The organism is Pseudomonas sp. 22490 (assembly GCF_052044465.1).
In the GTDB taxonomy this organism is placed as follows: domain Bacteria; phylum Pseudomonadota; class Gammaproteobacteria; order Pseudomonadales; family Pseudomonadaceae; genus Pseudomonas; species Pseudomonas aeruginosa.
Map to the genome: position 1 here is coordinate 42,596 of NZ_JBQENS010000023.1, position 12,780 is coordinate 55,375.

Genomic DNA, 12,780 nt, shown 5'->3' on the forward strand with positions numbered 1-12,780 from the left:
GGTGGCAAGTGTTGTGACAACTTTTTTTCTACCGCAGGCTGCTGACGTCCATCGACATCTGGTCTCCCCCCCAGAGCCCTCAGTACCAATCAGGGTGATCGTGCCAGGAAAGCCTAGTACAAGCTACGCTCATACAACCAGCCCGGTCCGCTATCAACCGGGCAGAACACAAGCCAGGCAAGCGCCCGCGCCACAAAGCCGCGCTTCTGAACGCAACACGCAGGGCCTGCCCAAGACAGGCCCTCTGCACGAGCCTTGCCGTTCGCGAACACCAGATCAATGGTCGACTGGTGACTGTGTATGCACGTGAACCTTCGCCCCGTGGCAACGATGATCAACCGTCGTACGATCGTCCAGGAGGCAGGCCGATTCGTTGGTCCTATGTGCAGGCATGAGCAACGATCGGGCGTCAATGATGGAAGTACCCAAGCATGGGAGACCTTCACGACATGGTGTTCTTTCCGGTTCGTTTTCAAGCTCGAATAACAGTGTTCTGTCCGCTGCCGGAGAAGCATTTCAACAACCAAAGGAAGACACACCATGAGGATACGACACCTGCACTATTTTCTGATCGTCGCCGAAGAGCAGAGCTTCGCTCGCGCTGCAGCAAGGGTCCACATCGAACCCTCGCCGCTGTCGCGCGCCATCAAGGAGCTGGAAACCCAGCTTGGCGTCAGGCTTCTCGACCGCACCAAAGGGCGGATACGACTGACCTGGCCTGGAGAGGTTTTCCGTGAAGAAGCGCGCCGCATGCTTGCTTTCATGGACAACGCCCAGACACGCGTTAACTCGGCCTCACAGGGCTACCGCGGCAGGTTGCGAATAGGCCTGGCCGATAGCCTGGCCCAACCGCGGCTTACACGATTGCTCGCCCGTTGCCGTGAGGAAGAGCCTCGTACCGAGATCCGGATCGACGAGATGACGGTGAACGAAATGCTCCAGGCTCTTCGTCATGATCAGATTGACGTCGGCTTCACGGTAGATGGCGAGGCCACCAACGGATGCGTTAAGGAAATGGTATGGACCGAGCGTCCAGCAATTGCCATTCCCACTCACCATCCCTTACTTTCCTTCGATAAGGTTCCCCTTGGCGAAGCCCTTCGTTATCCCATGATTCTTTACCATCCGGAACGATGCGCAGGTGGACATAACGTCGTTCGTCGCTGGCTCAATGATGGCGCATTGATCTCGCCGTCTGTTGCCGAGTATGTTTCAGGTCACGAGCCGATGATCATGCTCGTCGCAGCAGGATACGGCATTGGGCTAGGCCTGGAGTCGCAGATCGCGCTTTACAGTCATCCGGATGTCATCATCAGACCGGTTGCAGACGAGGTTCCCAATACAGCGACGTTCATCGTGGTGCCGGAGAGGCCTGTCTCCAGGGAACTGGAGCGCTTCATAAAGCGAGCACAAGAAATTGGCAGAAGCGGTATCAGCTGATGGTCAGGGCTGCACCGTAAGGCATGGCACCATCAATGGTGCCATGCCTTTTTTGTCCGTTACTCGACCAAAAAAGTCACTTCCGTCAGCATCAGAAAGCCAGAGCAAGACAGGCACTTGACATAAGACACGTCATTTCAAGGACTGAAGCGCAGCACCCGTATGTCAATACCTGCCTGAACATTTTGTCGGACTTTTTTGGTCGCCCCCAAGACGAAAAACACCAGATCTCCTCTGCACAATAAATAAGCAGAGTGATATCCGCTGTCCTTCCCCTTTATCAAGCTGTCACATTTCAGAATATTGGCATTTCCAGGGATCGAGTTGGCAGCGATGAGTTCTGAAATATCACCAGGTTAATTACAACCCATGAATGCGGTGGTCAGCACGATCCTATTGTTTGATGTGTTCTGACGGTGACGCTCTTCTAATGCGGCTGAGACCCAAGAAGATCCACCGAGCATCAAGGAGTGACCATCATGTTTCAACAGAACCCCGCTCCGGCACCGGAGCGGCGCATACTGCGTCGCGCAGAAGTTGAGGCAAAGACGGGCTTCAAACGCGCCCACATCTACAGCCTCATGAAAGAGGGCAAGTTTCCCAAGGCCATGCGACTTGGCGTTCGCGCCGTGGGCTGGGATTCCGCCGAGATCGACCAATGGATCACCGACCGCCTTAAAGAGCGCGTCTGACCCTGCTCCCCATTTCCTTCACGAAGAGGAGCACGTCATGCAGGTGATTTCTGTCATCTCTACAAAAGGCGGGGTCGGTAAAACGACAATCGCCGCAAATCTCGGTGGCTTCATCGCCGACGCCGGACTGCGGGTGCTGCTTCTCGATCTCGACATACAGCCCACGCTTTCGTCGTACTACGAGCTGGCTCATCGCGCACCCGGCGGCATCTACGAGTTGCTGGCATTCAACGAGCGCGACATTTCGCAGTTGGCATCTCGTACGGCCGTCGAACGCCTGGACGTCATTCTGTCCAACGACCAGCATCACCAGTTGAACACCCTGCTGTTGCATGCACCGGATGGCAGATTGCGGCTGCGCAACCTCCTGCCGGCGTTCGAGCCGCACTATGACCTGGTTTTGATTGACACCCAGGGTTCCCGCAGCGTGCTTCTCGAAATGGCCGTGCTGGCATCCAGGTTGGCGGTTTCGCCGGTCACGCCCGAAATTCTCGCCGCTCGGGAAATGCGGCGCGGCACCCTGCAACTCATCCAGGATATCGCCCCGTATCGCCATCTCGGCATTGAACCGCCACCCTTGCAGCTGCTGATCAATCGGGTGCCGGCCGTCTCATCCAATGCCCGCCTGATCCGACAGACATTGCGGCGGATCTTCCGTGAGCAGACGGGCGTCCAGGTTCTGGATACTGAGGTCCCGGCAATCGAAGCCTTCCCGCGAGCGGCAACGCAGAGCATGCCTGCTCATCGCGTCGAGTACCGGCGTCCGACAGGCAGGATTGCCCCTGCCGCACTGGACATCGTTCGGGCTCTGGCGACCGAGTTATGCCCGCACTGGCATGAGCGCTTCGGTCTGGTCACAGGCAAGATCGGGAGGAGACATTCTCATGTCGAACGTCCATGAGCTTGCACGAGGCCACAAGCAACTCCTGCCTCTCATTGAATTTGCACTGAGCGAAGGATGGACCGTTTCCCGCACCGCAGGCGGTCATCTCAAATTCCTCAAACCGGGATTGCCGCCGATATTCACGAGTTCGACGGCCAGCGATCACCGCGCCGGGCGCAACGCCCGCGCCATGTTGCGCCGCGCGAAGCGCCAGAGCGCCGAAGCCCAGCCTGTTGGAAAGGAGACCGGCCATGGCTGATATCTCCGAACAGGAAATGGCTGCCAAGTTGATGAGCGACGGGTTCGGCCGCACAGGTCCGGTGGCCGGCGCATTGACCGATCCGGTCGCAGACACCCCGATGGTCGTAACCCTTGATGAGTTGCGTCCGTACGAGCTTGATCCGCGCCTTACCCGCAACCCACTCTACGATGAAATCAAGGCCTCGATCCGCGAACGCGGCCTGGACGCTCCGCCGCCCATCACCCGAAGGCCGGGTTCAGACCACTACATCATCCGCAACGGCGGCAACACCCGGCTGGCCATATTGCGTGAATTGTGGGCCGAGACCAGGGATGAGCGGTTCTTCCGTATCGGTTGCCTGTTCCGCCCCTGGCCCGAGCGCGGCGAGATTGTTGCCCTGACCGGGCACCTCGCAGAGAACGAACTGCATGGCAGCCTGTCGTTCATCGAGCGCGCCCTCGGCGTCGAGAAAGTACGCGAGCTCTATGAGCAGGAAGATGGCAAGTCGCTGTCGCAATCGGAGCTTGCCCGGCGCCTCAAAGCCGATGGCTATCCTGTGCCTCAGCCCCACATCAGTCGCATGCAGGAGGCCATCCAGTACCTGCTGCCGGCGATCCCGAACGTTCTTTATGGAGGGCTGGGGCGCCACCAGGTCGAGCAACTGACCGGCTTGCGGCGGGCGGGCGCCAGAATTTGGGAGGCCCGCGCCGCAGCCAGGCAGGTGGATGTTGATTTCGCCACACTGTTCCAGGACGTTCTTGCCGTCTTCGACGGGACACCCGGCAACTTCAACATCCAGCGCGTCCAGGACGAACTGATCGGCCAGATGGCCGACCTGCTCGGTGTCGTCTATGACACGCTCGCCCTCGAAATCGTCGACTCCGAAAAACGCTGGCAAATTCTGACCAGTGAACCTGTCGCGGCACCGACGGCTACGCCTTCCGTCGCAACGTTGCCGCAGACCGCGCCGACGCAGCTTTCTCCGCCCACACCCACAGCGCCGCGAACTGGTGAGACGCCAGCGCCGGCACCAGAGTCCCGCACGCAGACGAAGCCAGCCCCGGCGCAGCCTCCCGTATCTGACGATCAGCCGGAGGATGAAAACCAACGGTCTGCGCTGCTGCAGGAGCACATCGTCTCCCTCGCGCCAACGACCGATCGCCTCCAGTCGATCCAGCGCCTTATTGCCGACCATACTGGAGAGGCGCACAACGACTTCGAAAGCAACGTCCTTCAAGCCATTCCCGTGCAGGTCGGCGGCCTTTATCCGATCTCGGACGTATGGCACATCGACGCTGGCCTGGACGAACCCGAACGCTTGCGTACGCATATTGCGCAGTTCGCACTGGAAATCGCCAGTGAAGCCGGCGTGGGAGAGCATATCGTGCCGTCCGATGATGGCATCGGCTTCTCATGCGCATCCCGCATCGACCGTGCGGACCCTGCAGGCGCAATGGCGCACCCCGGCGCAATCCTGACTTTTCTGCACGTCCTGAGTGCGCCTTATCTGTCGGCCAGTTCCTCTCCGGCGCGTATCGACACTTCACGACTGGCTGGAGATTTGGGCGTCCTGTTACTGGGAATGGTACCATCGGCCATACCGTCCCGGAACCAGTCCCATGTCCTGAGCGACAACGGCCTGGTGAAACTGTTCCGGCTGGTCCGGCTCGCGCGCCGCCTGCTGGAAATCGAGGCAGGCATCATGGGTGGCGACGGCGCCATGCCCGGGTCATGAGGGGAGGCGCCATGTCGAATCCCCATCCTCTCAATCAGGCAGTGATCGCGCAGGCCCTGCATGACCTTCGCAACGGTCAGCTAAGGAGGGCCAAATCCATGGGATTCGAGGATGAGGATCTCGATGCGCTCAAGCATCCCGCCATGGCCAGCGTGCTGGCCAATGCCCTGGTCTCCTGGTGCTCTGTGACAGTCAATCGGGACGTCGTGCAACGCCTGCTGCACCAGTGGGACAATGTTCAAAAGGAAATCCATGTCATTGACCGCCTGTTGACCCTGGGTGCCAGCACTGAACTGATCAGTCGTTTCTATGGGCTGACCCATCAGGAAATCGCTGTACGCCGCGGCGTCCTCGGGCTCCCCAAGCGCAAGGGGCGCCACCCTGTCCTCACAGAAGAGCAGGATTGCGATTTATGGAATCGCTGGTCGGAAACCGTGAAAGAGCGCGGTGTGGCGCTGAACGACGAAACGGCGATGCTCGGCATCGCCGCAGACCTTGCCGAAAGCATGGGGCTTCCCATCTCAGTCATCTGGAGCGCCATCGGCAGGTGGATCGATGAAGGGCTGGTCTGAGCATGGACAGCCCACGCCGATCAAGCGGTCCCGTATCGCTGGGCGACCTCTTCGATCAGGCTCTTCAGCGGATGCAGGTTCAGCAACCGCCACCAGCACCTGTCCAGACAGCCCCAGCCCGCCAGAATGACGGTTTCATTTTCAGCGGCAATCGCCATGACTCCGTGCCACGCGCCTTGCTCACGGACAATCGCCTGACGCCGCTGGAACGCAATGCGTGGCAGGTATTCCGGTTGTTGCTCAATGACGATGGCATCACCGCTCTACCGACCTACGACCAGCTTGCGCCCTGGCTGGCCTCGATGCCATGCGCCACCAGAGCCTCACATGAAACGGTCGCTCGCGCCCTGACCCTGCTACGGCTTACACGCTGGATCAGCCTGGTAAGGCGCCGGCGCGACCCCAGGACAGGACGCATCCAGGGCAACCTTTATGTCCTGCACGACGAACCTCTCACTCCCTACGAAGCCATCCAACTCGACGTCGATTATCTGGAACTGGTCAGCCAGTCGCTGGCCCATGCCAGCAAATCCGTTCAGCGCGTCGGCGTCCACACGCTCAGGGAAATGATCGACGACCCGCTGCTCAGCGGACGGGAACTGCCGAGCCGGCTGCAGGTGATATCGCAGCGTCTGGCCGCGCAGGGATGGACCGAAGCCAGGACTTATCCACAGCCTGGGGATAATTACGATTCCGAAGACGGTGAAACCGACCTTCTTCGGAATCGTGACACACCCTCTTCGGAATCCGAAGTGGGCGAAAAAACGCGGAAAACCGGCTCACTTCGGATTCCGAAGACCGATAGTACAGTACGTAAAGAAAAAGAAATAAAAGAAGTACGTACAGTACCGCGCGGGTTGGGCATGCTTCGTCTTCCCGAGCGCTTCATGTCGCTCAAGGCAGAACAGCAATCGGGCGCACTGGCCGCATTGCAACCGGTCGATCCCGACCTGCATCAGGCTGTTCTCGATGAATGGGATGCCCGCTGCCGCGCGAGCAGCGTGCGCAATCCGGCCGGCTACCTGTTTGGCATTATCCAGAAAGCCATGCGCGGCGAGTTCCGTGCGTGGGCCGGGCAGAGGACGCCACCCGATGCGAATGGCGCAAAACCCGAGCCACCACGACAACCCGTAGATCCTGAAGTGGCGCAGGCCCATATCGCCCGGCTCCGCTCAATGCTTCGTTTGTCGTAGAGCTTGCATCTATCAACGCGCGGTCGTGCCCATGCCAGGCCAATCGCCGCCGTCGACCATGATGTAAGGTTCCACTCAGTTCCATAGTCGCCTATACCCCGGGTATAGCGGAACATGAAGCCTTCCCCCCACAGGTCAGCATGCGTTCAAGGCGGTTCAAGAATTGAGCGTCCACCGAGAGCCATGGACGCCTATACCCTGGGTATAGCGCAACACACTGCCTTCCGGCCACGGCATGCAGGCCGTGGCCCTCGCTGACGCAGCCGAACGTCCATTGAGAGCTGTGGACGCCTATACCCCGGGTATAGCGCAACACACTGCCTTCCCGATCCCGGCAGATTTCGGGCGCCTCCCTTCCGCGAACAGATTCCCGGTTCCGGAACTGCCCGGTCGTGCCGCCACCTGCCCACAAACAGGCGCTGCCTCGGTGCGGTTTGATGACTGACGGCCTTCCGGCCAATGGCGATGCTGGCCTCTCGTTCCAATACCGGGAGTCGTCAACATGGCCAACGAAACAGAATCTCTGCAATTGAACCTTGGGTCCTTGCGCAGCGCGATGTCGCTGACGCTGCACACCCACCATGCGTCGCGCATCTGGCACGGGCGCACGCCATCCGAAGGCAAGCCCGGCATCATCGGCCTCAACGGCTTTGTCGCCATCATGAACAAGCTGAAGCGCGGAGCCGAGCAGGACGACCCCTATTCGGACTGGTGGATGCTGCGCATCGAGGACAAGCTCAGCACGACCAGGGAGCAGCTTCAAACCCTGCGCGAGCAGGTGGACCAGGCGCTGGCCGACATTCCGCAGGCGCTCAGCCTCGGTGAAAATCTCAACGTGCAGCCCGTCAAGCTGCCGCTGTTCGTCTCCTCCCAGTTGGGCTTCATGGCGGTCTACCTTCTGGCCGACTATGACGATCTTGCCCGTCGCCTGATCCTGGCGCATCACACCGCCCTGATCGATCGCAGCACGCTTGAACGTTGGTTGGGCGAAGGTGCGCACTCCCTGCGCAGCCTGTTCAGCCTGGCGCAGCAGTACCGCTACTCCGGCACGAAACGTGACGATTTCGCGGCCAACAACGCCGCAGCACGCGCAGCCGTGGAGAAATATGGTGAGCTGCCGCAGGACGTGCTCGAAGGCGAGCGCCGCTCCCGCTTCGCACCGCCGCTTATTCGGCGTTCGCCACTGGCCTCAATGACAACCCGGACCTCAGCCCCGGCAGCCGTGCCGGCCAGCAATACCGAACAGACTGCGCCAGCCGCTTCCGATGAGGGGGCCGGCGATGAGGCATCCGCGTCGTCGGACGAAGAGGATGCCTCATCATGAGCGACACGATCCGCTTCGAAGCGCTGGAACAGACTGACTTCCAGAAGCTGGAACATGCAGCCTACCTAAAAGGCCTTTTGAAACCCTTTAAAGGTAATGGGGAGCTCGCGACCTGGGCCAGCCAGAGCGCAGCGCTGCGAGACGACCTGATTGGCCTGGCGCAGCGCAGGGTGCTGGCACAGGCCCGCAGCCACCCCTTCAACCTGCTCCCCGTTCAACTGGCCCAACAGAACACTGGCGCAGGAACGACCTTCCTCCGTTGGCGCAACCTCGATCGTTCCAGCATGGGTGTGGCGCTGTGGGAGGAACTGGTTGCGAGCCCCGCCACGCCGGCCGGCCTGATTGACGACCTCCTTGCACTGGAACAGCAGCGCATCGTGATCAACATGCAGATCAGCCTGTGCCACACCATTGCCCGGCAAGGTATGGAATGCGCCAGCAAGTTGGCGTCCGCGCAGGCCGTTCACCAGCGCAGGGCCGGCGGCGGGACCGGTACTGGTCCATCGACAGACGGGCCATCCTCATGAACGGTCCTCCCGCTGATGCTGCGCACTGGCTCGACCGCACCCACGCCGGGGATTGCCGCCAGTTGTTGAAGCGAATGCACGGGGACGGCGTGCGGGTGCAGATGTGCGTGACCAGCCCACCGTACTTCGGCCTTCGCAGCTACCTGCAGGACGGCCATCCAGACAAGCACCTGGAGATCGGGCGGGAGGTCACGACCCGCGCGTACATCCGCGATCTGATTGAAGTATTCCGCGCGGTTCGCGAGGTGCTGGTCGATGACGGAACTTTGTGGATCGTCATCGGCGACACCTACGCCGCGACCCGGACATGGCAGGCACCGAGCACCCGCGGCGGCCCCAAACACGCCGCTGCCCAACAGGGCGCCGGAGGCATGCGAACCGGCGACGGGCTCAAACCCAAGGACATGATGGGCATTCCCTGGGCGCTTGCTTTCGCCTTGCGGCGGGACGGTTGGTATCTGCGCCAGGACATCGTGTGGGCCAAGCCCAATCCGATGCCGGAAAGCGTCTCTGACCGCTGCACCCGGTCGCATGAATATCTGTTCCTGCTCGCCAAGAATCGCCGCTACTACTTCGATCAGGACGCGATCCGCGAACCCTCAGTCGATTCACGCGGCCCCGGCAACACACGCCCGGTCAGCGCACCGCCCGGCGAACGCGCTTCCGGCAGCAACGCAAACCTGCGCGGCAGCCTTCACAAGATCGGCGCGCGCAGCACCCGCAACAGGCGGGATGTCTGGACCATCGCCAGCAAACCATTCCGCGGGGGGCATTTCGCGGTGTTCCCCGACACGCTTGTGACGCCCTGCATTCTCGCCGGCTCCCGCATCGGCGACACCGTACTCGATCCATTCATGGGCAGCGGCACGACCGCCGTGGCAGCACTACGCCTGCAACGGAATTTCATCGGCTGCGAATTGAACCGGTCGTTCATCGACCTGCAACACCTGCACTGATGCCCATCGGTTCAGGTATTTCCCACCAGCAAGGAGTTTCACTATGAGCACGCACTACTACGGCGAGGGCAATATCGGTTCTGCGCCAGACTATCGGGAGTTTCCGAATGGGAACGACGAGCCGCGCAGGCTTCTTCGCCTGAATGTCTATTTCGACAACCCGGTTCCGACCAAGGATGGGTTCGAGGATCGCGGTGGCTTCTGGGCCCCCGTGGAAATCTGGCACCGCGATGCCGAGCACTGGAAGGACCTGTACCTGAAGGGCATGCGCGTTCTGGTCGAAGGCCGCGCCGTTCGCGACGAGTGGGAGGATGCGGAAGAAAACGAGCGCGTCACCTTCAAGATCGAGGCGCGGCGGATCGGCATCCTTCCTTATCGGGTCGAGGCCGTGACGCTCGGCGCGAAGCCACAGGAGATCGAGGGCGAAGCGGAGACGAAGCCGAAGGAGACCAGGGGGCAGAAGGAACCGAAGCAGGGTAAGGCGTAAGAACAGGCAGCACCGAGGGCGGCTGCGCCATCCGCAGCCGCCCTCAATCTTTGCTGTTAGCGCAGGGAGCAGGTCTTGCGGGGCGACTGTAGCAATCAACATGCGCCCTCAATGCGCCAGTACGTCCACCCTGCAACGGTTGCAGCCTGCACCTGCATCAGCCACGTTCGGGCCGATCCCTGACGGCGAAGTCCACTGGCTTCCACTGAGGTCCGCGCGCGCACCGATGGCGAAGCCTCAGTACATCATCCCTTTCCCGCGATCGTTAGTCACTGCCGCAACGATGCTCCCGGAGCGCAAAAAGCCGGTCAGCATCCAGTTCCCCTTGTTTGCTGCCTGCCGCTTCTACCCCCGACATGCTGATGCTCATTCGACGATCACCATGCCATTTTTCGGGGAGGCTGCATGCGACTGTATCTGTGCGAGAAGCCTTCGCAAGGCAAGGATATCGCCCGAGTGTTGGGTGCCAGGCAGCGTGGTAACGGCTGCTACAACGGACCCGGTATCGTCGTGACCTGGTGCATCGGGCATCTGGTCGAAGCGGCACCACCGGAAGCATACGGGGAACAGTACAAACGCTGGTCCATCGAACAGCTTCCCATTATTCCAGAGCGCTGGCGCAGCGAGGTCAAGGCCTCGACTGCCACGCAGTTCAAGACGGTCAAGCAACTGCTCGGACAGGCCACCGAACTGGTGATTGCCACCGACGCCGACCGCGAAGGCGAAATGATCGCCCGCGAGATTATCGACCTGTGCGGCTACCGCGGCTCCATTCAGCGGCTGTGGTTGTCCGCGCTTAACGATGCGTCCATCCGTAAGGCGCTGGATGCTCTGAAACCGTCGAGCGAGACATTGCCGATGTACTACTCGGCACTCGCCCGTTCGCGTGCGGACTGGCTGATCGGTATGAATCTCAGCCGCCTGTTTACAGTGCTTGGTCGTCAGGCCGGCTACCAGGGCGTGCTGTCGGTTGGCCGCGTGCAGACACCGACGCTGAAGCTGGTCGTTGACCGCGATCGGGAGATCGCGCGTTTCGTTTCAGTGCCGTACTGGGCTGTCGATGTGCAGCTGTCCCATGCGGGCCAATCGTTTTCCGCCAGTTGGGTGCCGCCCGAAGGCTCCACGGACGATGCCGGCAGATGCTTGCAACAGTCCGTGGCGTTGCATGCGGCAGATCAAATACGTGATGGCCGCAAGGCGCTGGTGCAATCGGTGGAAACCGAGCGCGTTCGCGAAGCTCCGCCATTACCGTTCGATCTCGGCACTCTACAGGAAACCTGCTCCAGACAGTTCGGCCTCGACGTTCAGGAAACACTGGACATTGCCCAGGCCCTGTATGAGACGCACAAGGCGACGACCTATCCGCGCAGCGATTCCGGCTATCTGCCGGAAAGCATGTTTGCCGAAGTGCCGGCAGTGCTCGATGCCATTGTTGCCACCGATCCCAGCCTGCGCCCGTTGATCGACCAGCTCGACCGCAATCAGCGTTCACGCGCCTGGAACGACGCGAAAGTGACGGCGCACCACGGCATCATTCCGACGCTGGAACCCAGCAATCTTTCGGCCATGTCGGAGAAGGAACGAGCCGTCTATGGACTGATCCGGGCGCACTTCATCGCGCAGTTCATGCCCCACCACGAGTTCGACCGGACCGTCGCGCTGTTATCCGCGAGCGGCCAGTCGCTGCAGGCGAACGGCAAACAGGTGGTCGTTCCAGGCTGGCGGCTGGCGCTTGCCGATCGGCGTCCGGTCAGCCCCGAGGGCGACGAGGAGCAATCTCAGCGCAGCCAGATCCTGCCCGCGCTGAGCAATGGCATCCAATGCGGCGTCGAGCAGGTGGAATTGAAGGCGCTGAAAACGATGCCGCCCAAGCCCTATACCCAGGGCGAACTGGTCAAGGCCATGAAGGGTGTCGCCAAACTGGTGACAGACCCGAGGCTGAAACAGAAACTCAAGGAGACCACGGGGATCGGCACCGAAGCCACGCGCGCCAGTATCATCAACGGCCTTCTCGGCCGGAGCTATCTGCTCAAGAAAGGCCGCTCCATCCGCGCTTCGGATGCCGCATTCACGCTCATTGATGCTGTACCTTCCGCCATTGCCGATCCCGGCACGACCGCCGTGTGGGAGCAGGCGCTGGACATGATTGAAGCTGGCCAGTTGACCCTGGACACGTTCATCGAAAAGCAGTCCATCTGGATCACTCAGCTGATCCAGCAGTATGGCAGCACCAGACTGGCCATCCAGGTTCCGGAGGGTCCGGCCTGTCCCGTGTGCGGCGCTGCAACCCGGCAGCGCACCGGCAAGACCGGCGTCTTCTGGTCATGTAGCCGTTATCCCGATTGCAAGGGCACCGTGGCGATCGAATCGTCCGGTGGCAAACGTCCGCCCGCCCGCAAGCGGCGCGCGCCCCGCAAGACGTCCTGAAGTCAGACACGTCCTGCCCAAACCGCGATTTCCAGCGGTTGTCAGGCATTGCCCCGCCAGCGGCGGGGTGTCCCGAGCATGTCTCCGCCTTCTGCAAAGGCATGTTCCCCTCCAGCGGTTCGTGTCGCCGGGAGGGATGAAGGTGTTTTCCTGCCCGGCTGCATAAACGCAGCCTGTTGATCAGCGATTTCTGCGTCCGATCCGAAGGGTCTCCTGGCGCCTTGCGTGCGAGGTGCCAGGAGACCCTTCGGGGACGACGGTGTTCGATTCCGGTGCCCGCCGGTGAAACAACGGGTTCCTTTT

12 protein-coding genes are annotated in these 12,780 nt (G+C 61.0%); all 12 read left to right on the forward strand.

All coding sequences use genetic code 11. The annotated features are described in order from the left end of the window. The first annotated feature begins 540 nt into the window (after positions 1-540). The 12 genes from ACTJJX_RS23195 (at position 541) to ACTJJX_RS23250 (ending at position 12,477) form a co-directional block, all read left to right on the forward strand. Entirely contained in the window at positions 541-1,440 is a 900-nt protein-coding gene (locus tag ACTJJX_RS23195; protein WP_023102554.1) for a LysR family transcriptional regulator, read from the forward strand. Between the two features lie 479 nt (positions 1,441-1,919). Then, positions 1,920-2,132, forward strand: coding sequence for an AlpA family transcriptional regulator (locus ACTJJX_RS23200; RefSeq protein ID WP_012248278.1), 213 nt, complete (start codon positions 1,920-1,922; stop codon positions 2,130-2,132). A gap of 37 nt (positions 2,133-2,169) precedes the next feature. Continuing rightward, entirely contained in the window at positions 2,170-3,033 is an 864-nt protein-coding gene (locus ACTJJX_RS23205; RefSeq protein WP_023102553.1) for a ParA family protein, read from the forward strand. Further along, positions 3,017-3,274, forward strand: a complete 258-nt coding sequence (locus tag ACTJJX_RS23210; RefSeq protein WP_023102552.1) for a hypothetical protein — start codon at positions 3,017-3,019, stop codon at positions 3,272-3,274. The genes ACTJJX_RS23205 and ACTJJX_RS23210 overlap by 17 nt, the downstream gene beginning before the upstream one ends. Beyond that, positions 3,267-4,991 (forward strand): ParB family protein, encoded by a 1,725-nt coding sequence (locus ACTJJX_RS23215; RefSeq protein ID WP_146537834.1) that lies wholly within the window; start codon positions 3,267-3,269, stop codon positions 4,989-4,991. The genes ACTJJX_RS23210 and ACTJJX_RS23215 overlap by 8 nt, the downstream gene beginning before the upstream one ends. 11 nt (positions 4,992-5,002) lie before the next feature. Then, positions 5,003-5,563 carry a DUF2857 domain-containing protein gene (locus ACTJJX_RS23220; RefSeq protein ID WP_031633189.1) on the forward strand — a complete coding sequence of 187 codons (561 nt, stop codon included), beginning with the start codon at positions 5,003-5,005 and terminating at the stop codon, positions 5,561-5,563. A 2-nt stretch (positions 5,564-5,565) separates the two neighbouring features. Then, complete coding sequence (locus tag ACTJJX_RS23225; protein ID WP_105608946.1) at positions 5,566-6,756, forward strand: STY4528 family pathogenicity island replication protein; 1,191 nt, start codon at positions 5,566-5,568, stop codon at positions 6,754-6,756. A 502-nt stretch (positions 6,757-7,258) separates the two neighbouring features. Continuing rightward, positions 7,259-8,080: a PFL_4669 family integrating conjugative element protein gene (locus tag ACTJJX_RS23230; RefSeq protein WP_023102548.1), complete on the forward strand. Its 822-nt coding sequence runs from the start codon at positions 7,259-7,261 to the stop codon at positions 8,078-8,080. Next, on the forward strand, positions 8,077-8,607 hold the full coding sequence (locus tag ACTJJX_RS23235; protein ID WP_023102547.1) for a DUF3158 family protein: 531 nt from the start codon (positions 8,077-8,079) through the stop codon (positions 8,605-8,607). The genes ACTJJX_RS23230 and ACTJJX_RS23235 overlap by 4 nt, the downstream gene beginning before the upstream one ends. Beyond that, entirely contained in the window at positions 8,604-9,563 is a 960-nt protein-coding gene (locus tag ACTJJX_RS23240) for a DNA-methyltransferase (RefSeq protein ID WP_146537835.1), read from the forward strand. The genes ACTJJX_RS23235 and ACTJJX_RS23240 overlap by 4 nt, the downstream gene beginning before the upstream one ends. 43 nt (positions 9,564-9,606) lie before the next feature. After that, positions 9,607-10,050: a single-stranded DNA-binding protein gene (locus ACTJJX_RS23245; RefSeq protein ID WP_023102545.1), complete on the forward strand. Its 444-nt coding sequence runs from the start codon at positions 9,607-9,609 to the stop codon at positions 10,048-10,050. Positions 10,051-10,455: 405 nt separating this feature from the next. Further along, a complete protein-coding gene (locus ACTJJX_RS23250) occupies positions 10,456-12,477 on the forward strand; it encodes a DNA topoisomerase III (RefSeq protein ID WP_043081838.1) in 2,022 nt (673 codons plus the stop codon). Positions 12,478-12,780 lie beyond the last annotated feature (303 nt).